Origin of the sequence: Mycobacterium ulcerans subsp. shinshuense (assembly GCF_002355775.1) — a bacterium.
GTDB classification, from domain to species: domain Bacteria; phylum Actinomycetota; class Actinomycetes; order Mycobacteriales; family Mycobacteriaceae; genus Mycobacterium; species Mycobacterium marinum.
Window position 1 is genome coordinate 4,946,911 of sequence record NZ_AP017624.1, and the last position, 21,978, is coordinate 4,968,888.

Here is a 21,978-nt window from a genome sequence, read left to right on the forward strand (position 1 = left end):
AAGCGCTTGTTAGCACCTTCAGAACAGCAAGTGCGCGATAGCGAAGATCACCAAACCGGCCAGCGCCCCCACAACCGTGCCGTTGATCCGAATAAACTGCAGGTCACGGCCGACGTGTAGTTCGATGCGCCGACTGGCTTCCTCGGCGTCCCAACGCTCGATCGTCTCGGTGATGATTGCCGTGATCTCGACCCCATACTGCGAGACCAAGTGCTGCGCCGCCCGCACCATCCAGTCGTCCACCTTGTCGCGCAGCTCGCCGTCGTCGCGCAGTGATTCGCCGATTCGGACCACCGTTTCGGCGATCCGGCTGCGCAAGACGCTGGACGGGTCGTCAACGCCCTCGAGCACCAGCCGCTTGATGGTTTTCCATGCGGTCGCCGCGGCATTGGCGACCTCGTCGCGGGCCATCAACTGGTCTTTGATGGTGTCGGCGCGCGCAATGGTGCTCGGATCGTGCTGGAGATCGTCAGCGAACTCGAACAGGAAGCGGGTCGCCGAACGGCGCAGTTCGTGATCGGGGTTGCGCCGAACTTTGTCGGTGAAATCCATCAACTCGCGGTGGATGCGGTCGCCAACCATGTGGTCGACGAATCGCGGCGACCACGTTGGCGAGTCGCGCTCGACCACCCGCTGAATGATCACCCCCGCGTTCAGTGACCACTGAAAGGCACGGTCGGCCAGCAGCTGGATCAGGGCTTCCTGCCGGTTCTCGGCCAGGACGGTCTGCAGCACCCGCCCCACCGGCGGACCCCACTGCGGCTCGGCGATACGACGCACGATCATCCGGTCGATCACGTGCTGGACGTCATCGTCGCGCAGTAGCCCCACCAGCACCCGCAGCACCGTGGCGGCCTCGGCCGCCACCCGTTGGGCATGCCCGGAATCCGCGAGCCATTTCCCCAGCCGGCTGGGGACCTGCGCATCGCGCAACTTGGTTTCCACCACCGGGGCCGACAGGAAGTTCTCCCGGACGAACGTGCCCAGCCCCTCGCCCAGCTGGTCTTTCTTGCGTTTGATGATTGCGGTGTGCGGGATCGGGATCCCCAGTGGATGCTTGAACAGCGCCGTCACGGCGAACCAGTCGGCCAGCGCACCGACCATGCCGGCCTCCGCGGCGGCACCGAGGTACCCGACCCACAGCGGCGCCCCACCTTGAGCCTGCACCCACCGACATGCCAGGAACACGATGGTGGCGCCGACGAGGAACCCCAGCGCCACCAGTTTCATCCGACGCAGGCCCACCCGCCGGGCCGCATCTGCCTGCGGATCGGCGCCGGCGAACGACTCAGCAAAAGACATCTGGTGTATCGATGCCGGCGGCGAACTCGAAGGCTCGGCTCTGTGTGCCACCACACCATCATCCGCTATAACTGCCACGGGTTAGTGTGACTGCACTGTTGTGGGGCCTCGCGCACGCACCGCCGATGCGCCATATGTAACTGCACAAGCCGTAGTATCAAGGGCGTCTAGTAAGTGGAAACCAGCAGAAAGTGGTAGAGCGTATCCCGGCTATGACGGGGAAAACAGATGGTCGCAAGCGGCGCTGGCACCAACACAAGGTGGAGCGGCGCAACGAGCTTGTCGACGGCACGATCGTCGCGATCCGCCGACACGGCCGCTTCCTGAGCATGGATGAGATCGCGGCCGAGATCGGGGTTTCCAAGACGGTCCTCTACCGCTACTTCGTCGACAAGAACGATCTGACGACCGCGGTGATGATGCGCTTTGCGCAAACCACCTTGATCCCCAACATGGCGGCAGCGCTGTCCTCCAACCTGGACGGCTTCGACCTGGCTCGCGAGATCATCCGGGTCTATGTCGAAACCGTCGCCGCCGAACCGGAACCGTATCGGTTCGTGATGGCCAACAGCTCGGCCAGCAAGAGCAAAGTCATCGCCGACTCGGAGCGCATCATCGCCCGCATGCTCGCGGTGATGCTGCGCCGGCGCATGGCCGAGGCCGGGATGAACACCGGCGGCGTGGAACCGTGGGCATACCTGATCGTCGGCGGTGTGCAGCTGGCTACCCACTCCTGGATGTCGGACCCGCGGATGACCAGCGACGAACTCATCGACTACCTGACAATGCTGAGCTGGAGCGCACTGTGCGGCATCGTGGAGGCCGGCGGCTCTCTGGAGAAGTTCCGTGACCAGCCGCACCCGTCGCCGATCGTGCCCCCACGGGTGGACGACTAGGCAACTGCCTAGCCTCCTACCAGGCGCCCGCGATATCCGCCGGATACCGGCGTGGGTTCTGTACCGCTGTAAAGCAGCTACCATCCATGGGGGCAACCGGGGGGCACGCCAGGGTGCGCTGAGCTAAGCCCTGTGGAACAGAAAGGCTCCATCACTATGTCCGTCCAGCTCACGCCGCATTTTGGCAATGTGCAAGCCCATTACGATTTGTCTGACGACTTCTTCCGGCTATTTCTCGACCCGAGCCAGACCTATAGCTGCGCATATTTCGAGCGTGACGACATGACCCTCGAGCAGGCGCAGATCGCCAAGATCGATCTGGCGCTGGGCAAACTGAACCTCGAGCCCGGGATGACTTTGCTGGACATCGGCTGCGGCTGGGGCGCCACGATGCGGCGCGCCATTGAGAAGTACGACGTCAATGTTGTCGGCCTGACGTTGTCGGAGAACCAGGCCGCCCACGTTCAGCAGATGTTCGACCAGATCGACACCTCCCGCAGCCGTCGGGTGCTGCTGGAAGGGTGGGAGAAGTTCGACGAGCCCGTCGACCGCATCGTCTCGATCGGCGCCTTCGAACACTTCGGCCGCCTGCGCTACGCGCACTTTTTCAAGATGGCCTACCAAGCGCTGCCGGCCGACGGAATCATGTTGCTGCACACCATCGCCCGCCCCACCTTCAAGGAGGCCCGGGCGAAGGGGCTGGGGCTGACCCACGAAATCGTGCACTTCTCACAATTCATCCTCGCCGAGATCTTCCCCGGCGGCTGGCTGCCAACAATCCCGACGGTCGAAGAGCACGCGACCGCGGCGGGCTTCAAGGTGACTCGGGTGCAGTCGCTGCAACTGCACTACGCACGGACGCTGGAAATCTGGGCCGCCGCGCTGGAAGCCAAGAAGGAAGAGGCCATCGCCATCCAGTCGCAGAAGGTCTACGACCGTTACATGAAGTACCTCACGGGTTGCGCGAAGCTGTTCCGCCAGGGCTACACCGACATCGATCAGTTCACTTTGGAGAAGTAGCCACACCGGCTAGCCGCCCGGTCGCGTTCCGCGGGACGCGATCGGCGGCTTGGCGTTGGCGTTGTCGGGAACGGGCCGTGCGCCGGCCGCATGAGCGCTTGCGAGTGTCTTGGTGTATCGCGCCGCGGCCCCGCCGCCCCAGCTTGACCCGTCTGACACCCCCCAATTGACGCAGAAACGCCCGACGGAATCATCCGCCGGGCGTACCGCGTACTTCCAGGTCTGGGTGACCTACTTGACCAAGGTGAACTGCCCCACGTTGCTGATGCCCTTGCGGAAGAAGTTCTCGCATCCCGTCAGGTAGTGCATGTACTTGTCGTAGATCTCCTGGGACTGCATGGCGATGGCCTCTTCCTTCCTGGCCTCCAGATTCGCCGCCCAGATGTTGAGCGTCCGCGCGTAATGCTGCTGCAGCAATTGCGCTCTTTCAACGGAAAATCCGGCCGCCTGCGCAAAATTGAAAATATCTTCCTGCGCCGGCAACTGTCCGCCGGGAAATATCTCTTGGCCGATGAATCGCATGAATCGGACGTCACTCATCGTCACCTTGACGCCCATCTCATGAAACTGTTTCTGCGTATAGGTGAGAATCGTGTGCAGCAGCATCCGGCCGTCGTCGGGGAGAATGTCGTACGAGCGCTCGAAGAAGGCCGCGTAGCGCTCCATCTTGAACGCTTCGAAAGCGCCGATGGTGACGATGCGGTCGACCTTGTCCTCAAATTCTTCCCATCCCTGCAGCCGCACCTCGACGGTGCGCTCGGTGGGAATCTTGGCCATCTTGGCCTTGCTGTACTCGAATTGATTGCGACTCAGCGTGATACCGATGACGTTGACGTCATACTTCTCTACCGCCCGCTGCAGCGCGCCGCCCCAGCCGCAGCCGATGTCGAGCAAAGTCATCCCGGGCTCGAGGTTCAGCTTGCCCAGCGCCAAGTCAAACTTCGCGTTGGACGCCTCCTCCAGCGTCATGTCGTCCCGCTCGAAGTACGCACAGGTGTACGCCATCGTCGGGTCTAGAAATAGCGCGAAGAACTCATCCGAAACGTCGTAGATTGATTGCGATTCTTCGTAAAACGGCCTCAGCTCGGTCATTCCGGAAAACTACCTCTCATCTGTCGATCCGGGGCAAATACTACCCGATGTTCAAAACGCCTGTCACACGACTGCAACGACGCCACCTCAGGGCTGTGACCTTCACGTGAGCCGCATGTGAGGCAGCTGAAAATTTCAGTAGGTATAAAAGCCTTGGCCCGACTTCTTACCCAACTGACCCGCCTCTACCATGCGTAACAACAGTGGCGGCGGACCATAATGCGGTTCCTTGAATTCCTCAAACATCTTGTCGGCAATCAACTTCAGGGTATCCAAGCCGACAAGATCGGAAAGCCGCAGCGGGCCCATTGGATGAGACAGCCCGGCAACAACCGCTTTGTCGACGTCTTCGACGGTAGCGAATCCGGCCTCCACCATGCGGATCGCCGACAGCAGATACGGCACCAGGAGTGCGTTCACCACAAAGCCGGAGCGATCCGAACAGCGCACCACCTGTTTCCCGAGCACCGCGCTAGCAAACTCCTCGGTGCGAGCCACGGCGGCTTCGTCGGTGACCAGCGTGCTGACCAACTCGACCAGCGGAAGCACCGGTACCGGATTAAAGAAGTGCAGCCCCAGCACTCGCCGCGGATTCTTGGTGGCCGCGGCAACCTTCATGATCGGGATGCTCGACGTGTTCGACGCCAGCACCGCGTCAGGATCGGTGACCACGCGGTCGAGGTCGGCAAAGACCTTCGTCTTGACGGCCTCGTCCTCGATGATGGCCTCGATCACCAGCTGCCGGTCGGCCAGGTCATTCAGGTCGGTGGTGAACGTCAGCCGGCTCAGGGCGCGGTCACGCTCACGCTCGGTGACCTTGCCTGAGCTGACGCCACGCTCCAGCGACTTGACGATGCGGTTGCGGCCCGCGGTGATCAACGCCTCGGTGGTCTCGAACACCGTGACTTCGACGCCGGCACGCACCGAGACCTCCGCAATGCCGGATCCCATCTGTCCGGCACCGACAACCCCTACTCGCTGGATTGCTGCATCGCTGCCCATCTATTTTCTCTCCCGCGAATCGATTTTGTGACGCATTGCAATAGGCCCCGCCCAGGTTGGCTGGGCGGGGCCTACGCTGTCAACTTCCCTGGCGAGCAGACACAAACTCACATCAACTGCGCTGCAGAAGTGCGAGTCTGCGTCTGCTCGGCAATCAGTCAGCTCAGTGGAACTGGCCCTCTTCGGTCGAACCGGCAAGCGCGGTGGTCGACGAGGTCGGGTCCACCGTGGTGGCGATGCGGTCGAAGTAACCGGCACCCACCTCACGCTGGTGCTTGGTTGCGGTGTAGCCGCGCTCCTCGGCGGCGAACTCCCGCTCCTGCAGCTCGACGTAGGCCGACATCTGGTTGCGGGCGTAGCCGTAGGCCAGATCGAACATCGAGTAGTTCAGGGCGTGGAAGCCGGCCAGGGTGATGAACTGGAACTTGAAGCCCATCGCACCCAGCTCCTTCTGGAACTTGGCGATGGTCTCGTCGTCGAGGTGCTTCTTCCAGTTGAAGGACGGCGAGCAGTTGTAGGCGAGCATCTGGTCGGGGAACTCCGCCTTGACGCCCTCGGCGAACTGCTTGGCCAGCTTCAGGTCCGGGGTGCCGGTCTCCATCCAGATCAGGTCGGAGAAGGGCGCGTAGGCCTTGGCGCGGGCGATGCAGGGCTCCAGACCGTTCTTGATCCGGTAGAAGCCTTCCTTGGTGCGCTCGCCGGTGATGAACGGGCGGTCCCGCTCGTCAACGTCGGAGGTGATCAGAGTGGCCGCTTCGGCGTCAGTCCGGGCGATGACCACGGTCGGGACATCGGCAACGTCGGCTGCCAAACGGGCCGAGGTCAGGGTCCGGATGTGCTGCTGGGTGGGGATCAGCACCTTGCCGCCCAGGTGGCCACACTTCTTCTCCGAGGCCAGCTGGTCCTCCCAGTGCGAACCGGCGACACCGGCGGCGATCATGGCCTTCTGCAGCTCGTAGACGTTGAGCGCACCACCGAAGCCGGCCTCACCGTCGGCGACGATCGGCACCAGCCAGTTGTCGACCGAGCGGTCGTTCTCGACCTTGGCGATCTCGTCAGCGCGCAGCAGCGCGTTGTTGATACGACGGACGACCTGCGGCACCGAGTTGGCGGGGTACAGGCTCTGGTCCGGGTAGGTGTGGCCGGAAAGGTTGGCGTCACCGGCGACCTGCCAACCCGACAGGTAGATGGCCTTCAGGCCGGCACGCACCTGCTGGACGGCCATGTTGCCGGTCAGCGCGCCCAGCGCGTTGACGAAGTCCATGTCGTGCAGCTGCTCCCAGAGCACCTCGGAGCCGCGACGGGCCAGGGTGTGCTCCTCGACGACGTGGCCCTGCAGGGCGACGACGTCTTGCGGGGTGTAGGTGCGGGTGATGCCCTTCCACCGGGGGTTGTGGTCCCAGTCGTGCTGGATCTGCTCAGCGCTCTTCGGGGTGCCAACGACAGACATTGGACGGCTCCTTTTACGGTCACTACATTGCTGAATTTCTGAGACCACCACCGCCGGGCGGCGGCTTAGAGAGCTTCTAGAAGACATCTAGAAAGTTCTCCGTGGGCTCAACTTCACTCGTGTGCTAACACGACCATGACATAGCCCATTCCCCCTGGTCCACCCATTTCACTTGCAAATTTCGGCTACGACTTCCGGCTATTTTGCCAAGCTTGCGAAGTCGGGTGATTACTGAACCGTTACAGAAGCTACCCGCCAGTAACTAAAATTCGCAGGTCAAAGGGGATTTACCCGTACGCTTGTCCGGTTAAAGCGAGAAGAGTCCGGCGACGGCTTTCGTCTCGTCGCCAACCGCATATGTGAGAGTTGTAACAGTGCGGTCGGTCAGGCCCGGGCCGAACTTATCGGTGGAGCCGGCCGGGTGAACGTGCGAAATGATCTCGAGCTTGTCGCCCAGCGCGACCGGCGCCTCGTGCTCGATGGTGACTCGCAGCGGCGCCTGCAGCAACTCGCTGTGGCAGGCCAGATAGTCCTCGATCACGCTCCAGTATACGGAGTTGTTCATGTGATCAAACAGGTCGATGTCGGTGACCCGGACCGGGAACTCGTGTATCTCGGTTGCATCGTCGCGGCTACCGGGCTTGAGGTAGCCCTTCCAGCGAAGCCGCTCCACGGCGGTGGTCTTGTGCAGACTCGCCAGGAAGTCGTCGGCAATGCGCGCCGGCATCTCGGTTTCCTTATTAACGTGGATCCAGAACGCCTCCGACTCGATCAGCCCGCCTTTGCGGCCATCGATGCGAACACGCATCTCACACCACCGGTTGGAGGTTCCCGAACACCAACGCCGACACCGCAGCATGTCCTGGAATTCGATGGGGCGGATCAGGTCGACCATGGTGCGCCGAACGATCCAGAGTGGATGGGTTTCCTCGAAACCCATCTCCCGCAGCTGGTCTTGACCGATGTCCTGGATGTGCCGGCATGCCGCGTCCAACCGCAACCTTCCGGTGCGGTTGATATCGCCGACGCGCAGCGGCCACTCACGATCGAACACCGAGGGGTGACCGTCCGGCACCGGCATCATTTCTTTGTCCAGGCTCACGACTTAACTCCCCGTTTCCTCCTAGCGTGAACCCCAGCTAATCCCTGGGAGTCTCGTTGCGAATCATGCCAACGACGCACCGGAAACACCAATCGACTACCTGTCCCCGTCGGCGTGCCAACTCTGCTAACCAAGCCTTCACATGACCCGACCTGTCTCACTAGGCTCGCTTGCGTGTCCAAGACGTTCGTCGGCTCGCGGGTCCGCCAGCTCCGTAACGAGCGGGGCTTCAGCCAGGCCGCGCTCGCCCAGCTACTGGAAATCTCGCCGAGCTACCTCAACCAGATCGAGCACGACGTTCGCCCACTGACGGTCGCGGTGCTGCTGCGCATTACTGAGGTATTCGGAGTCGACGCCACCTTCTTCTCCTCGCAAGACGACACTCGGCTGGTCGCCGAGCTACGCGAGGTGACGATGGACCGGGATCTGGACATCAGCGTCGACCCGACCGAAGTCGCCGAAATGGTCAGCGCGCATCCCAGCCTGGCCCGCGCGATGGTCAACCTGCACCGCCGCTACCGAATCACCACCGCACAGCTGGCCGCCGCTACCGAGGAGCGCTACTCCGACGGCAGCGGTACCGGGTCGATCACCATGCCCCACGAAGAGGTGCGCGACTACTTCTACCAACGCCAGAACTATCTGCACGAGCTCGACGCCGCGGCCGAGGATCTGACAATCCAGATGCGGTTGCACCATGGCGATCTGCGCAGCGAGCTGACGCGCCGCCTCACCGAGGTGCACGGCGTGCGAATCACCAGACGGATCGATCTGGGCGACACGGTGCTGCATCGCTTCGACCCCGCGACCAAGACGCTGGAAATCAGCAATCACCTCGCCTCGGGCCAGCAGGTGTTCAAGATGGCCGCCGAGCTCGGCTATCTCGAGTTCGGCGATCTGATCGACGCCATGGTGACCGACGGCAAGTTCACCAGTGATGAGTCACGCACGCTGGCGCGCCTCGGACTGGCCAACTACTTCGCCGCGGCCGCGGTACTGCCCTACCGCCAGTTTCATGACGTCGCCGAGAATTTCCGCTACGACGTCGAGCGGCTGTCGGCGTTCTACTCGGTGAGCTATGAAACCATCGCGCACCGGCTCTCGACGCTGCAGCGACCGTCGATGCGCGGCGTCCCGTTTTCGTTCATCCGGGTCGACCGTGCCGGCAACATGTCAAAACGGCAGTCCGCCACGGGTTTTCACTTCTCTTCCAGCGGCGGAACCTGCCCGCTGTGGAACGTCTATGAGACCTTCGCCAACCCGGGCAAAATCCTGGTGCAGATCGCGCAGATGCCCGATGGCCGTAACTACATGTGGGTGGCCCGGACCGTCGAGCGTCGCGCAGCCCGGTATGGTCAGCCGGGTAAAACGTTCGCGATCGGGTTGGGTTGCGAACTTCGCCACGCGCACCGGCTCGTCTACTCGGAAGGACTCGATTTGTCCGGCGATCCGAATATCGCGGCCACGCCGATCGGCGCCGGTTGCAGAGTCTGCGAACGCGACAACTGTCCCCAACGGGCATTCCCCGCCCTCGGGCGCGCACTCGATCTCGACGAGCATCGCAGCACCGTGTCCCCCTACCTGGTGAAGCAGCCATGACGGGGGACCAGGTCGCGCGCATCCCGTCGGGCGGCATCCGCCAGCTCGGGCCCGTCAACTGGGCGCTGGCCAAGCTGGCCGCCCGTTCGGTCCGGGCGCCGGAAATGCACTTGTTCACCGCGCTGGGCTACCGGCAGTACCTGTTCTGGACTTGGGCGATCTACTCGGGGCGTCTGCTGCACGGACGGCTACCGAGGATCGATACCGAGTTGGTGATCCTGCGGGTAGCGCACCTGCGGTCCTGCGAGTACGAGCTGCAGCATCACCGCCGGATGGCGCGCGCCGCCGGGCTGGACGCCCAGGCGCAGGCCACGATCTTCGCGTGGCCTGACGCTCCGCAGGGAGACGGCCCCCGAAGGGTCCTCAGCTCCCGACAACAGGCGCTGCTCACTGCCACCGACGAACTGATCAAGAACCGATCGGTCACACCCGCCACCTGGGAGCAGCTCGAGATTCACCTCAACCGCCGCCGGTTGATCGAGTTCTGCCTGCTGGCAACCCAATACGATGCGTTGGCGGCGACAATCACCGCGCTTGGCGTACCGCTGGACAACCCCCGCTAGGCCGTCGCGCACAGCAGCAGCAGGCGCCACAAGATGGGACCCGCGTGCCCACGGGACTCGGTTACCGGTCTCATCTACGCCCTGGTAAATTTCAGCACCCCACGACAATTCTGACGCTGCGGCGCGAGGGAGACCCGTTCTCGCACTACGCCGTTGCCTGGTAGGCGTCGCTTGATCTTGCGTTGGTCGTGGAGATGTTCAGTGGCGGATCAAATTTCGGGAGGAATACTGTGACAGCATCCGTCTGGATGGCTTCGCCGCCGGAGGTACACTCGGCGTTGCTCAGCGCGGGACCGGGCCCCGGGCCCCTGCACGAGGCCGCGACGGCATGGACGGCACTTTGCGCCGAACACACCTCGGCGGCAGAAGAACTCACCACCTTGCTGGGCGGCGTACAGGCCGCAGCATGGCAGGGGACCAGCGCGCAGAGCTATGTCGACGCGCACGCGCCGTACTTGGCGTGGCTGACCACCACCAGCGCCGACTACGCGGCGACGGCGGCCGAGCACGAGGTGGCGGCCGGGGCCTACACCAGTGCGCTGGCTGCGATGCCGACACTGGCGGAGCTGACCGCCAACCACACCACCCACACGACGCTGGTCGCGACCAATTTCTTTGGGCTCAACACCATCCCCATCACGCTCAACGAAGCCGACTACGCGCGGATGTGGGTCCAAGCGGCCACCACCATGAGCGCCTATCAAGTCGTCTCGGGCACGACGCTGGCCTCGATGCCCCACACCACACCAGCCCCGCCCATACTCAACACCCAGATCGGCACAGCCACCAACGTCGCGGCCCCCCTACTGGCACAACCGTTGGATATTATCGAAATCATTCTTGCGATATTGATCAACCTCATTGCGATAACATTCTTCTTGGTTTTCGCAATCATCGCGTACACAATAATAATTTTTGCAATTTTACTCATCCCGATTCTTATTGCCCTCGCGTTTTCTGTGGTCGTCTTCGCGTTTTACATCGCTATCGCGATAATTATCGTGACGCCTCCGCTTTTGGCGGCCCTGTTGCCAGTTGCGCTCGTCAGCTCGCTGATCGGAATACCGATTGCGCTTGCGACGACGTTGCCGATCGCCTTGCCGGTCGCCATCGGCCAGTACCTTGCTGACCAGACACGTTTGGAGACGAAGTCCGTCGACCAACGCCAAGAAACCGCAGGTACCGAGCTTGCGGCAGCGGAAGATAATTGGCAGCTAGGTGGCATGCCCGACGCCGGGCTGGCGTCAACTACAATTCCTGCCCCGACCATCGGCAAGGTTCCGGAAGTGGCTTCCGAGCAAAATGCAATGGGCTTTGCCGGTGCCGCTGTCAATCGACCCGTTCAATCGCCCGCGGGGCTGACGATTCTGGGCAATGGCGAGTCCGGCCATGGTTCACGAGTGCCGATGTTGCCGGCCGCCTGGGAACACGGCTTGACCGAAGCGACCAGCGGTAGGGCATTACCCACATAAATAATCTGGATTCCGACGCCCCGGACCGGTAGTTCAACCAGGGCTCCGGCGTTGTTGATTAGCAGGCTTGTGAGCTGGGGAATTGTGGATTGAGGAGGTCTAGGCGGCGGTTGGCGGTCAAAGCGGTGATCCGGCAGGCTTCGGCGATGTTGTCGGCGCCGTTGAGGCGGTGCAGATTGATCGCGGTGTTGCGTAGCGTTGCTAGGACCTGTGCGCCGTTTCCGGTATGTGCCCTTTGACGGTCTTCGTCGAAGGTGACGTCGCGTATCCAGTGCAGGCTGTTCTCGATTCCCCAGTGTTGACGCATCCAGGTCATGATCGCGGTAGGGCGGGCGTGCTCGAACGGCAGGCTGCAGATGGCATAGACCACCTCCACGCTGCGCTGGTCGGTGGCGGTGATCAAGCGTTCACGAGTGATCCGGATGATTTGTTTTGCGTAGGGGAAGCCGATTCCTCGTGCAGCGGTGATGATTTGCAGGGTGCGGGTCTCGACACGGCCGTGGCCGCGGGAGTCGTCGGTAGCGGCTGCGGGCACCTCGGCCCAGGGCAGCGCGGTGATACGCGCAAGTATTTTGGCTTGGTTGGACTTGACGATCATCAGGTAGTGCGACTTCAAGGTGGCGCAGATCAACTTCGCGGTGACGACCTGGGTATGCATCGCATCCACGGTGACCAGCCACCGCAAGCTACCCGGCAGCAGCGTGAGCAGGGCACGTACGCAGGGAATTTCATTGCTTTTCTCGGCGACAGCGAGTTGACCGAGCACCAATCGGGCACGGTGGGCGAACACCGACACGAGATGCGTGGCTGTCGCTTTGGCGCGTAAAGCACCACGCAGCATCTTGCCGTCCAACGCGATCGGCACCAATCCACTGGGGTCGCTGCTGGCCACGTGTGCAGTGAAGTAACTGCCCATCCTGGCGTTGAGGTCGGCGGGGTCTAGCCGAGACAAAACAGCGCGGAAGGTCTTCTCACTGGGCCGCCGGAACCGGACCCCTAATTGGGCCAACACATCATCGGGAGCGGTGGCCGCCCATGTGGCAAAACCAGCATAGCCGCGCATCCCCGCGGCAGTGGCCAGAACCGCGATCGCCAACAAAGCCATCAGCGAATACCTCCGACCGCGTGGGTCCCTCGGGTCTGGCACCGAGGCCAACACATCGAGAAACTCCGATCCGATGAGCTCGCTGCGCTCACCAGGACTCCAGCGGTCGAACACCTCTGGAACCGACGACACAGGCAATACTGAAACGGTAGGCACGGGCAACTCCAGACCAACGACGAACAGTAACCAACTCGATCGTTCTCCAGATAGCCCGTGCCTACACTCCGGCCCCAATAGCCCGGCACCAAAGATCATCAACCCAGCTCACAAGCCTGCTAATCAACAACGCCGGAGCCCTGCGGCAGTGGCCAGAACCGCGATCGCCAACAAAGCCATCAGCGAATACCTCCGACCGCGTGGGTCCCTCGGGTCTGGCACCGAGGCCAACACATCGAGAAACTCCGATCCGATGAGCTCGCTGCGCTCACCAGGACTCCAGCGGTCGAACACCTCTGGAACCGACGACACAGGCAATACTGAAACGGTAGGCACGGGCAACTCCAGACCAACGACGAACAGTAACCAACTCGATCGTTCTCCAGATAGCCCGTGCCTACACTCCGGCCCCAATAGCCCGGCACCAAAGATCATCAACCCAGCTCACAAGCCTGCTAATCAACAACGCCGGAGCCCTGGCCACTGCCGCGGGGATGCGCGACTATGCTGGTTTTGCCACATGGGCGGCCACCGCTCCCGATGATGTGTTGGCCCAATTAGGGGTCCGGTTCCGGCGGCCCAGTGAGAAGACCTTCCGCGCTGTTTTGTCTCGGCTAGACCCCGCCGACCTCAACGCCAGGATGGGCAGTTACTTCACTGCACACGTGGCCAGCAGCGACCCCAGTGGATTGGTGCCGATCGCGTTGGACGGCAAGATGCTGCGTGGTGCTTTACGCGCCAAAGCGACAGCCACGCATCTCGTGTCGGTGTTCGCCCACCGTGCCCGATTGGTGCTCGGTCAACTCGCTGTCGCCGAGAAAAGCAATGAAATTCCCTGCGTACGTGCCCTGCTCACGCTGCTGCCGGGTAGCTTGCGGTGGCTGGTCACCGTGGATGCGATGCATACCCAGGTCGTCACCGCGAAGTTGATCTGCGCCACCTTGAAGTCGCACTACCTGATGATCGTCAAGTCCAACCAAGCCAAAATACTTGCGCGTATCACCGCGCTGCCCTGGGCCGAGGTGCCCGCAGCCGCTACCGACGACTCCCGCGGCCACGGCCGTGTCGAGACCCGCACCCTGCAAATCATCACCGCTGCACGAGGAATCGGCTTCCCCTACGCAAAACAAATCATCCGGATCACTCGTGAACGCTTGATCACCGCCACCGACCAGCGCAGCGTGGAGGTGGTCTATGCCATCTGCAGCCTGCCGTTCGAGCACGCCCGCCCTACCGCGATCATGACCTGGATGCGTCAACACTGGGGAATCGAGAACAGCCTGCACTGGATACGCGACGTCACCTTCGACGAAGACCGTCAAAGGGCACATACCGGAAACGGCGCACAGGTCCTAGCAACGCTACGCAACACCGCGATCAATCTGCACCGCCTCAACGGCGCCGACAACATCGCCGAAGCCTGCCGGATCACCGCTTTGACCGCCAACCGCCGCCTAGACCTCCTCAATCCACAATTCCCCAGCTCACAAGCCTGCTAATCAACAACGCCGGAGCCCTGAGCCCGTGGCCTAATAGGGAATGACGCCGGCCAGGCAGCGGCTCGCATGCTCGCAGAAGTAGGAGCCATACAGCGGCGCCGCGGCCGCGACCGAGGCAAACGGTGCCGACATCAACGCGAGCGACAACGCCGTGATCAGCGGCCTGCCCTGAACCATTGACAGCAGCAAGCTGGCCACCGCGCACAGCACCAGGTAGACCAGCACCACGAAGACTGGCAGCGTCTTGTCGATGGTGTGAAACCACCAGTAGAACAGGCTGAGCCCGACCTGGGCCGCGCCGAACCACACGCCCAGCACGACCAGCACGAACTTCCACCACTTCAGGTAGACGTACCGACTCGGCACGGTAACCGATGGCGCCGGGGTAGCGGTGCCCTCGGCCGGCGAATCCCCATCCAGAGAATCCCCATCCAGAGTTGTCAGCGGCGCCGACACGTCGGACAGGTCCACCAGCTCGACCGATGACTTCTTCGACTCCGTCACCACCGCGGCCAAACCGGCAAACGGCTTGGAGTCCATATCGAAATCCGGCACGAACGGCACCGAGCGTTCACCGGTATCGAACTCCGGCACGAACGGCTCGGTTCCCGGGTTCGAATCGAGATCGTCTTTAGCCATGAGAGGCCACCTGAATCGCAACGAGCACACCCAACCAACCCGGAGCCAACGCGAGGATGAACGCGCCCAACACCGTCACCCAGCGGCGCCCCGAGAACAAGATCACCAACATGCCAATCACACTGGGAATCCCAACCACCAGCGCAATAACGAGGTCCGGCCGGACCCGGGTGTGAACCAGAATGCTGGATCCCACCCCGGCCAATTGCCCGACCGCGCCACCGACCAGCATGGCGCTTGTCAGCAGCCACGCACGTGGAAGGGGTATCACGCCTTACGACCTTACTGCGGCTAGGGCCGACTGGCCGGGCACGCACCCGGCGCGTTGTCGGCCACCACCTCACCTGGCACCGCCGGACGCTCACCACGCTCATAGGCGGCACCGGTTATCACCGGCGTCTCTTCCAGCAGCGCCTGCTCCTCGCCGGTGAAGACTCGGCCGCGGCTGAGGAACCGCATACCCTCCGGCGCTTCCAGGCTGAACCCGCCGCCACGGCCCGGCACCACATCGATGACCAGTTGGGTGTGCTTCCACGCCTGATATTGCGGACCGGAGATCCACACCGCGACGCCTTCTGCCCCGGTCTGCTTGCCGATATCAAGCGTCCCGAGCAATACGTCGCGATCACCGACGAGGAAGTCGCCGCGCGGGTAACACATCGGCGAGGACCCGTCGCAGCAGCCGCCCGACTGATGGAACATCACCGGACCGTGCCGGTCCTGCAATCGGGCGAGCAATACAGCGGCGCCCGCGGTGATCACCACCCCCGACGGTGCCGACGGCTCCGGCATCAGAACAACCCCAAAGCCTTATCCGAGTAGGACACCAACAGGTTCTTGGTCTGCTGATAGTGGCCCAGCATCTTCTGATGGCCTTCCCGGCCAATGCCGGACTGCTTGTAGCCACCGAACGCCGAGTGCGCCGGGTAGACGTGATAGCAGTTGACCCACACCCGCCCCGCCTGGATGTCCCGGCCGGCCCGGTAGGCCGTGTTGCCGTCGCGGCTCCACACCCCCGCCCCCAACCCGTAGAGGGTGTCGTTGGCGATACCCATCGCGTCGTCGTAGTCGGTGAACGGCATGACCGCCACCACCGGACCGAATATCTCCTCCTGGAAGATCCGCATCTTGTTGGTGCCGCTGAAGATCGTCGGCTGCATGTAAAAGCCGCCGGACAGGTCACCGCCGAGTTCGGCGCGCTCGCCGCCGGTAATGACCTTGGCGCCCTCTTCCTTGCCGATGTCGATGTAGGACAACACCTTTTCCAGCTGGTCGTTGGAGGCCTGTGACCCCAGCATCGTCTCGATGTTCAAGGGATCGCCCTGCCGAACCGCCTTGGTCCGGATCGCCGCCAGCTCCAGGAACTCGTCGTAGATGTCGGCCTGGATCAGGCTGCGCGACGGACAGGTACACACCTCGCCCTGGTTGAGGGCGAACATCGTGAAACCCTCCAGCGCCTTGTCCTGGAAGTCGTCGGGCTTGGCCATCACATCAGAAAAGAAGATGTTGGGGCTCTTGCCGCCGAGTTCCAGGGTTACCGGGATCAGGTTTTGTGAGGCGTACTGCATGATCAGGCGCCCGGTGGTGGTCTCTCCGGTGAACGCGACCTTGGCAATTCGGTTGCTGGACGCCAGCGGCTTGCCCGCTTCGGCGCCGAAACCATTGACGACGTTGACCACCCCGGGCGGCAATAGGTCGCCGATCAGCGACATCAGGTACAGCACCGACGCGGGCGTCTGCTCCGCGGGTTTGAGCACCACCGCGTTACCGGCCGCCAGCGCCGGCGCCAGCTTCCAAGCACCCATCAGGATCGGGAAGTTCCACGGAATGATCTGCCCCACCACCCCGAGCGGCTCGTGAAAGTGGTAGGCGACCGTGTCCTGATCGATTTGCGACAGCGAACCTTCCTGGGCCCGGATCGCCGCTGCGAAGTAGCGGAAGTGATCCGCCGCCAGCGGGATGTCAGCGGCTATTGCCTCTCGGACCGGTTTGCCGTTGTCCCAGACTTCGGCCACCGCCAGCGCGGCCCTGTTTTCATCGATCCGGTCGGCGATCTTGTTCAGGATCGCGGCTCGCTCGGCCGGGGCCATCTTGCCCCAGGCCGGGGCCGCCGCATGTGCGGCGTCGAGCGCCATCTCGACATCGGCCTCATCAGAGCGCGGTATCTCGCAAAATGGCTGGCCGGTCACCGGGGTCAGGTCTTCGAAGTAACGGCCCCGCGCCGGGGCAACCCACTCACCCCCGATGAAATTTCCGTACCGGGACTCAAACGACATCAGCGCCCCGGCCGAACCCGGACGTGCAAACACGGTCATCTGATCGGCTCCTCGTTAGTTCACGTAATACAGCTCACACTACCGCCGGGGCCACAATGGCTTCCATGGCTCCCAAGGCTCCTGAGGCTCCCCAAGCTCCCGACGCGGCAGACACCACAACCGATCCGTATCTGTGGCTCGAAGACGTCACCGGCGAAGAGGCACTGGATTGGGTTCGCGCACGCAACGAACCGACCAAGGCGCAGTTCTGCGGCGGTGAGTCCGAGGACGAATTCGAGCGGATGCGCACCGAGGCACTCGAGGTGCTCGACACCGACGCCCGGATCCCATACGTGCGTCGGCGCGGGGACTACCTCTACGACTTCTGGCGCGACGCGAACAATCCCCGCGGGCTGTGGCGGCGAACCACGCTGGAGAGCTACCGCACCGACGCACCGGAGTGGGACGTGCTCATCGACGTGGACGAACTAGGGCGCACGGACAACAAGAAATGGGTGTGGGCCGGCGCCGACGTGATCGAACCCGAGTTCACCCGCGCACTGATCCGCCTGTCCCCCGGTGGTTCGGATGCCGTCATCGTGCGCGAATTCGACATGGTGACGCGCGAATTCGTCGCCGACGGATTCGAGCTGCCCGAGGCCAAGTCGCAAGTCGGCTGGGACGATCCGGACACCATCCTGGTGGGTACCGACTTCGGCCCCGACTCGATGACCGAGTCCGGATACCCACGCATCGTGAAGCGGTGGCGGCGAGGCACACCACTGAGCGACGCGGAAATGATTTTCCAGGGCGCACACACCGATGTCAGCGCGGGCGGTTCCACCGATCGCACACCCGGTTTTGAACGCACTTTCGTATCGCGGTCCCTGGACTTCTGGAACAGACAGCGCTACGAATTGCGGGGGACAGAACTGATCCCCCTCGACGTGCCCACCGATGCCAGCAGCATGTCGGTTCACTGCGAGTGGCTGCTGATCGAGCTACGCACCGACTGGTCCCCCAAAGCCGGCGCGGACGACGCCGCTAAGACCTACCGCGCCGGCTCGCTGCTTGCCGCGAACTACGATGATTTCCTCAGCGGCACAAGCGATTTGCACGTCGTTTTCGAGCCCGACGAACACACCTGCCTGTACCACTACGCCTGGGTTCGGGACCGACTGTTGATGGTTTCACTCGCCGATGTGGCCAGCCAAGTCGAAATCGTCACGCCGGGAAGTTGGCGCCGCGAACCCATCGGCGGCATCCCCGCATCGACCAACACCGTGATCGTCGCCGCCGACGACACCGGCGACGAGTTCTTCCTGGACTCCAGCGGCTTCGATGCACCGTCGCGGCTGCTGCGCGGCACCGCCGGTTCCGCGACGACGCAGCTGGAGCAGATCAAGTCCGCACCCACCTTCTTCGACGCCCAAAACATCTCGGTATCACAGCATTTCGCGACATCCGAAGACGGAACGTCGATCCCGTACTTCCTGGTGCGCCCCACCGGCTCCGATGGACCCGGCCCGACTTTGCTCTACGGCTACGGGGGCTTCGAGACATCCAATACCCCGGGCTACAGCGGCGTGATGGGCCGGCTATGGCTGGCCCGCGGCGGCACCTACGTCCTGGCCAATATCCGCGGCGGCGGTGAATACGGGCCCGGCTGGCATACCCAGGCGATGCGTGAGGGCCGGCACAAGGTGGCCGAAGACTTCGTAGCCGTAGCCGACGACCTCGTGCGGCGCGGCATCACCACGGTCGACCAGCTCGGCGCGCAGGGCGGCAGCAACGGCGGACTGCTGATGGGCATCATGGTGACCAAGTACCCGGAGAAGTTTGGCGCGCTGGTCTGCAACGTGCCGCTACTGGACATGAAGCGCTACCACTTGCTGTTGGCGGGCGCCTCGTGGGTCGCCGAATACGGCGACCCCGACAACCCCGACGACTGGGCGTTCATCTTCGAATACTCCCCCTACCAAAACATCTCAGCGGACCGGACCTATCCCCCGATCCTGATCACCACATCCACCCGAGACGACCGGGTGCATCCCGGCCACGCCCGCAAAATGACCGCCGCGCTGCAGGTCAGCGGGCACCGGGTCTGGTACTACGAGAACATCGAGGGCGGGCACGGGGGTGCGGCCGACAACGAGCAACTCGCGTTCAAATCGACGCTGAGCTACTCGTTCCTGTGGCGAATGCTGGGCAGCCGGAAATAGTTTCCCGCTTGGCCACTGCGCCGGCACGGCGCCAGTTGACACGGCATGTCGATGCTTGACACTGGCGCCCTGCAGCGGCTTCGCTTCGGCTATGCCAACTCCTGAGTTCCAGACGCTGCTGTACTCGACAGCGGGCCCGGTGGCGACCATCACGCTCAATCGCCCGGAGCACCTCAACACGATCGTTCCGCCCATGCCCGATGAGATCGAGGCAGCCGTGGGGCTGGCCGAACGGGACCAGGGCATCAAAGTCATCGTGTTACGCGGTGCCGGCCGCGCCTTCTCGGGGGGTTACGACTTTGGCGGGGGTTTCCAGCATTGGGGCGAAACCATGATGACCGACGGGCAATGGGATCCGGGCAAAGACTTCGCCATGGTCACCGCCCGCGAGACCGCCCCGACACAGAAGTTCATGGCCATCTGGCGGGCGTCGAAACCGGTGATCGCGCAGATCCACGGCTGGTGTGTCGGGGGAGCCAGCGACTACGCGTTGTGCGCCGACATCGTCATTGCCAGCGATGACGCCGTGATCGGAACCCCGTACAGCCGAATGTGGGGCGCGTACCTGTCCGGGATGTGGCTCTACCGGTTGAGCTTTGCCAAGGCCAAATGGCATTCCTTGACCGGTCGGCCGCTGTCCGGCGTCCAGGCCGCGCAGATCGAGCTGATCAACGAGGCGGTGCCGTTCGAACGGCTCGAAGCCCGGGTCGCCGAGGTCGCCGCCGAGCTGGCGCAGATTCCGTTGTCCCAGCTACAGGCGCAGAAACTGATCGTCAATCAGGCCTACGAAAATATGGGGCTGGCATCCACCCAGACCCTGGGCGGCATTCTCGACGGCCTGATGCGCAATACGCCGGACGCGTTGGACTTCATCAAAACCGCCGAAAACCAGGGAGTGCGGGCCGCGGTCGAGCGTCGAGATGGACCGTTCGGTGATTACAGCCAGGCCCCACCGGAGCTGCGGCCCAACCCCAATCACGTGATAGTCCCTGATCGCGACCGATAGTGAGATGGACTACGAATGTGACCTTGGCCCCTACGCCCCAGCACTGGAAGTGCTAACGTTGCAACTATGTCTCGGCTGAGTTCTAGCCTGCGAGCAGGCGCCGTTTTCCTCGCTATCGGGATCGCCGCGGCGGTGTTTCCGAAGACCGCCGCAGCCGACTCAACAGACGACTTCCCGTTACCTCGCCGGATAATCGCGACCAGCTGCGACGCCGAGCAGGTGCTCGCGGCCACCAGGGACACCAGCCCGGTGTACTACCAGCGGTACATGATCGACTACAACAACCACCCGGAGTTTCAGCAGGCAACCCAAGACAAGGCCCACTGGTTCTTCTCGCTGAGCCCCGCGGATCGCCGGGACTATTCCGAGCACTTCTATGACTCCATCGATCCGCTGTGGTGGGGCTGGCGCAACCACATGAAGATCTTCTTCAACAACAAGGGCGTTGTCGCCAAGTCGACCGAGGTCTGCAACCAATACCCCGCGGGCGACATGTCCGTGTGGAACTGGGCATAACCAACACCCTCCCGGCCGGGTCGGTTCACCGGGGTTCTCGTCCGCTGTTTGGGGGATGGGTGATTCAGCCTTGCATTGGCCGTTCGGCGGACAGCTAGTGCGCTCACGCGGTGGCCATACTGGCATCCGTAGCCAAATTCGGACGATATCTCTACCGAGCCGAGCCCCCCGGGATGCAGATCATTGCCGACATGGCCGCGCGGTACTCCGGCCAGCCGATTGTTCCCTGACCTTGTCAAGTAGCGAATGCAGTCCGGAAAGTCGGAGGTATTCGCATGAGTCAGGCAACCGGCAATGAGGTCCCCGGCATTCTGGTCGCGCTCGACTGGCAGACGCTGACCTGCCAGTCCGACGCGGGTTGCACAAATCGCGCGACGCATGTCGTCCACACCCACGCATTGGACCACTGCAACCGGCCCAATCTTGATCCGTTCGGGAACGTCATAGACATCCTGTGCGGCGACTGCCTCGGGCGCGCCCGGGCCGCAGCGCTGGTGCGAGTGAACCGTCTGGGCCGCTCGTCGGGCGCATACTGTCTGACCTGCGGGGCCCCGCTGTCCGACCCCGGCGACATCATCCGCGACGTGCGCCGGTGCGGGTTCAACGACCAGCCCGGGGTCTAGCCCGGGCCGACGGCGGCTGTCACCGACCGCGTCAGTAGTGCGGCGAACTCACCGCCAACCGCTCGGTATTGGTGTCTTCAGGTCCGTCGGCGGAATCACCGTTGCGGGGAAGCAGCAACGCCCGCACCAACGGGCGCGGTCCGTACGGACGGAGCAACTGACCGGCGGGTCGAGTGCGGACTTATTGCGGCCACCAGAACCAGCGGCCCATCAGCGCCGCGATGGATGGGGTCATGAACGAACGCACAATCAGCGTGTCGAACAACAGCCCCAGCCCGATGGTGGTACCCACCTGCCCGATTACCCGCAAATCGCTGAAAATGAACGGAGCCATGGTGGCGGCAAACACCAGACCGGCAGTGGTCACCACCCCACCGGTGCCGGCCATCGCGCGGATGATGCCGGCAGGGCTCCGGCGTTGTTGATTAGCAGGCTTGTGAGCTGGGTTGATGATCTTTG

General features: G+C 63.0%; 19 protein-coding genes and 3 pseudogenes. 10 read left to right on the forward strand and 12 right to left on the reverse strand.

Annotation, left to right across the window (positions count from 1 at the left end; genetic code table 11):
* Positions 1-18: 18 nt before the first annotated feature.
* Positions 19-1,356, reverse strand: coding sequence for a DUF445 domain-containing protein (locus SHTP_RS22105; RefSeq protein WP_096371791.1), 1,338 nt, complete (start codon positions 1,354-1,356; stop codon positions 19-21).
* A 137-nt stretch (positions 1,357-1,493) separates the two neighbouring features.
* On the opposite strand from SHTP_RS22105, the gene SHTP_RS22110 reads away from it, so the two are divergent.
* Positions 1,494-2,198 (forward strand): TetR/AcrR family transcriptional regulator, encoded by a 705-nt coding sequence (locus SHTP_RS22110; protein WP_096371792.1) that lies wholly within the window; start codon positions 1,494-1,496, stop codon positions 2,196-2,198.
* Positions 2,199-2,354: 156 nt separating this feature from the next.
* The gene (gene pcaA, locus SHTP_RS22115) at positions 2,355-3,218 is read left to right on the forward strand and encodes a cyclopropane mycolic acid synthase PcaA (RefSeq protein WP_096372613.1); all 864 of its coding nucleotides are present in this window, start codon (positions 2,355-2,357) and stop codon (positions 3,216-3,218) included.
* A gap of 231 nt (positions 3,219-3,449) precedes the next feature.
* On the opposite strand, the gene SHTP_RS22120 is transcribed toward pcaA, so the two are convergent.
* From SHTP_RS22120 to SHTP_RS22135, 4 genes are all read right to left on the reverse strand, one after another.
* A complete protein-coding gene (locus SHTP_RS22120; protein WP_012392738.1) occupies positions 3,450-4,310 on the reverse strand; it encodes a cyclopropane mycolic acid synthase family methyltransferase in 861 nt (286 codons plus the stop codon).
* 135 nt (positions 4,311-4,445) lie between these two features.
* Positions 4,446-5,312 (reverse strand): 3-hydroxybutyryl-CoA dehydrogenase, encoded by an 867-nt coding sequence (locus SHTP_RS22125; protein WP_012392737.1) that lies wholly within the window; start codon positions 5,310-5,312, stop codon positions 4,446-4,448.
* Positions 5,313-5,475: 163 nt separating this feature from the next.
* On the reverse strand, positions 5,476-6,762 hold the full coding sequence (gene aceA, locus SHTP_RS22130; RefSeq protein ID WP_012392736.1) for an isocitrate lyase: 1,287 nt from the start codon (positions 6,760-6,762) through the stop codon (positions 5,476-5,478).
* 307 nt (positions 6,763-7,069) lie between these two features.
* Complete coding sequence (locus SHTP_RS22135) at positions 7,070-7,864, reverse strand: acyl-[acyl-carrier-protein] thioesterase (RefSeq protein ID WP_015354445.1); 795 nt, start codon at positions 7,862-7,864, stop codon at positions 7,070-7,072.
* 174 nt (positions 7,865-8,038) lie between these two features.
* Here SHTP_RS22135 and ramB point away from each other — a divergent pair, with 174 nt between their 5' ends.
* The 3 genes from ramB to SHTP_RS22150 all read left to right on the forward strand — a co-directional run bounded on the left by ramB (position 8,039) and on the right by SHTP_RS22150 (position 11,498).
* Positions 8,039-9,463 carry an acetate metabolism transcriptional regulator RamB gene (ramB, locus tag SHTP_RS22140; protein WP_096371793.1) on the forward strand — a complete coding sequence of 475 codons (1,425 nt, stop codon included), beginning with the start codon at positions 8,039-8,041 and terminating at the stop codon, positions 9,461-9,463.
* Complete coding sequence (locus SHTP_RS22145; RefSeq protein WP_012392733.1) at positions 9,460-10,026, forward strand: carboxymuconolactone decarboxylase family protein; 567 nt, start codon at positions 9,460-9,462, stop codon at positions 10,024-10,026. The genes ramB and SHTP_RS22145 overlap by 4 nt, the downstream gene beginning before the upstream one ends.
* Positions 10,027-10,256: 230 nt before the next feature.
* Complete coding sequence (locus SHTP_RS22150; RefSeq protein ID WP_096371794.1) at positions 10,257-11,498, forward strand: PPE family protein; 1,242 nt, start codon at positions 10,257-10,259, stop codon at positions 11,496-11,498.
* A gap of 58 nt (positions 11,499-11,556) precedes the next feature.
* Here SHTP_RS22150 and SHTP_RS22155 read toward each other — a convergent pair whose 3' ends face one another.
* A complete protein-coding gene (locus tag SHTP_RS22155) occupies positions 11,557-12,759 on the reverse strand; it encodes an ISAs1-like element IS2404/ISMul1 family transposase (protein WP_420811867.1) in 1,203 nt (400 codons plus the stop codon).
* Between the two features lie 132 nt (positions 12,760-12,891).
* Positions 12,892-13,095, reverse strand: a pseudogene (locus tag SHTP_RS22160) (transposase family protein); the annotation flags it as partial.
* Positions 13,096-13,235: 140 nt separating this feature from the next.
* Between SHTP_RS22160 and SHTP_RS22165 the strand changes: the two are divergent.
* Positions 13,236-14,258: pseudogene (locus tag SHTP_RS22165) on the forward strand (ISAs1-like element IS2404/ISMul1 family transposase); the annotation flags it as partial.
* 30 nt (positions 14,259-14,288) lie between these two features.
* Here SHTP_RS22165 and SHTP_RS22170 read toward each other — a convergent pair.
* Genes SHTP_RS22170 through exaC form a run of 4 tightly spaced genes read right to left on the reverse strand, consistent with a single transcriptional unit; the run spans position 14,289 to position 17,212 of the window.
* Positions 14,289-14,897, reverse strand: coding sequence for a hypothetical protein (locus SHTP_RS22170; RefSeq protein ID WP_096371241.1), 609 nt, complete (start codon positions 14,895-14,897; stop codon positions 14,289-14,291).
* The gene (locus tag SHTP_RS22175; protein ID WP_012392727.1) at positions 14,890-15,168 is read right to left on the reverse strand and encodes a putative holin; all 279 of its coding nucleotides are present in this window, start codon (positions 15,166-15,168) and stop codon (positions 14,890-14,892) included. The genes SHTP_RS22170 and SHTP_RS22175 overlap by 8 nt, the downstream gene beginning before the upstream one ends.
* A 20-nt stretch (positions 15,169-15,188) precedes the next feature.
* Positions 15,189-15,689 (reverse strand): DUF779 domain-containing protein, encoded by a 501-nt coding sequence (locus tag SHTP_RS22180; protein WP_096371242.1) that lies wholly within the window; start codon positions 15,687-15,689, stop codon positions 15,189-15,191.
* On the reverse strand, positions 15,689-17,212 hold the full coding sequence (exaC, locus tag SHTP_RS22185) for an acetaldehyde dehydrogenase ExaC (RefSeq protein ID WP_096371243.1): 1,524 nt from the start codon (positions 17,210-17,212) through the stop codon (positions 15,689-15,691). Before exaC ends, SHTP_RS22180 begins: the two co-directional genes overlap by 1 nt.
* A gap of 65 nt (positions 17,213-17,277) precedes the next feature.
* On the opposite strand from exaC, the gene SHTP_RS22190 reads away from it, so the two are divergent.
* The 4 genes from SHTP_RS22190 to SHTP_RS22205 all read left to right on the forward strand — a co-directional run bounded on the left by SHTP_RS22190 (position 17,278) and on the right by SHTP_RS22205 (position 21,519).
* Positions 17,278-19,374 carry a prolyl oligopeptidase family serine peptidase gene (locus tag SHTP_RS22190; protein ID WP_096372529.1) on the forward strand — a complete coding sequence of 699 codons (2,097 nt, stop codon included), beginning with the start codon at positions 17,278-17,280 and terminating at the stop codon, positions 19,372-19,374.
* A gap of 91 nt (positions 19,375-19,465) precedes the next feature.
* Positions 19,466-20,380 (forward strand): crotonase/enoyl-CoA hydratase family protein, encoded by a 915-nt coding sequence (locus tag SHTP_RS22195; RefSeq protein ID WP_011739574.1) that lies wholly within the window; start codon positions 19,466-19,468, stop codon positions 20,378-20,380.
* Positions 20,381-20,446: 66 nt separating this feature from the next.
* Positions 20,447-20,896, forward strand: a complete 450-nt coding sequence (locus tag SHTP_RS22200) for a DUF5078 domain-containing protein (protein WP_096371244.1) — start codon at positions 20,447-20,449, stop codon at positions 20,894-20,896.
* A gap of 275 nt (positions 20,897-21,171) precedes the next feature.
* Positions 21,172-21,519, forward strand: coding sequence for a hypothetical protein (locus tag SHTP_RS22205; protein WP_096371245.1), 348 nt, complete (start codon positions 21,172-21,174; stop codon positions 21,517-21,519).
* Between the two features lie 31 nt (positions 21,520-21,550).
* Here the strand turns inward: SHTP_RS22205 and SHTP_RS22210 are convergent.
* Positions 21,551-21,922 (reverse strand): annotated as a pseudogene (locus tag SHTP_RS22210) (MMPL family transporter); the annotation flags it as partial.
* Positions 21,923-21,978: the final 56 nt, after the last annotated feature.

Coding starts and splice junctions, on each gene's coding strand:
- SHTP_RS22190 (WP_096372529.1), top strand. CDS start 17,278: ATGGCTCCCAAGGCTCCTGAGGCTCCCCAAGCTCCCGACGCGGCAGAC.
- aceA (WP_012392736.1), bottom strand. CDS start 6,762: ATGTCTGTCGTTGGCACCCCGAAGAGCGCTGAGCAGATCCAGCACGAC.
- SHTP_RS22125 (WP_012392737.1), bottom strand. CDS start 5,312: ATGGGCAGCGATGCAGCAATCCAGCGAGTAGGGGTTGTCGGTGCCGGA.
- SHTP_RS22120 (WP_012392738.1), bottom strand. CDS start 4,310: ATGACCGAGCTGAGGCCGTTTTACGAAGAATCGCAATCAATCTACGAC.
- pcaA (WP_096372613.1), top strand. CDS start 2,355: ATGTCCGTCCAGCTCACGCCGCATTTTGGCAATGTGCAAGCCCATTAC.
- SHTP_RS22180 (WP_096371242.1), bottom strand. CDS start 15,689: ATGCCGGAGCCGTCGGCACCGTCGGGGGTGGTGATCACCGCGGGCGCC.
- SHTP_RS22205 (WP_096371245.1), top strand. CDS start 21,172: ATGAGTCAGGCAACCGGCAATGAGGTCCCCGGCATTCTGGTCGCGCTC.
- SHTP_RS22200 (WP_096371244.1), top strand. CDS start 20,447: ATGTCTCGGCTGAGTTCTAGCCTGCGAGCAGGCGCCGTTTTCCTCGCT.
- SHTP_RS22170 (WP_096371241.1), bottom strand. CDS start 14,897: ATGGCTAAAGACGATCTCGATTCGAACCCGGGAACCGAGCCGTTCGTG.
- SHTP_RS22195 (WP_011739574.1), top strand. CDS start 19,466: ATGCCAACTCCTGAGTTCCAGACGCTGCTGTACTCGACAGCGGGCCCG.
- SHTP_RS22145 (WP_012392733.1), top strand. CDS start 9,460: ATGACGGGGGACCAGGTCGCGCGCATCCCGTCGGGCGGCATCCGCCAG.
- exaC (WP_096371243.1), bottom strand. CDS start 17,212: ATGACCGTGTTTGCACGTCCGGGTTCGGCCGGGGCGCTGATGTCGTTT.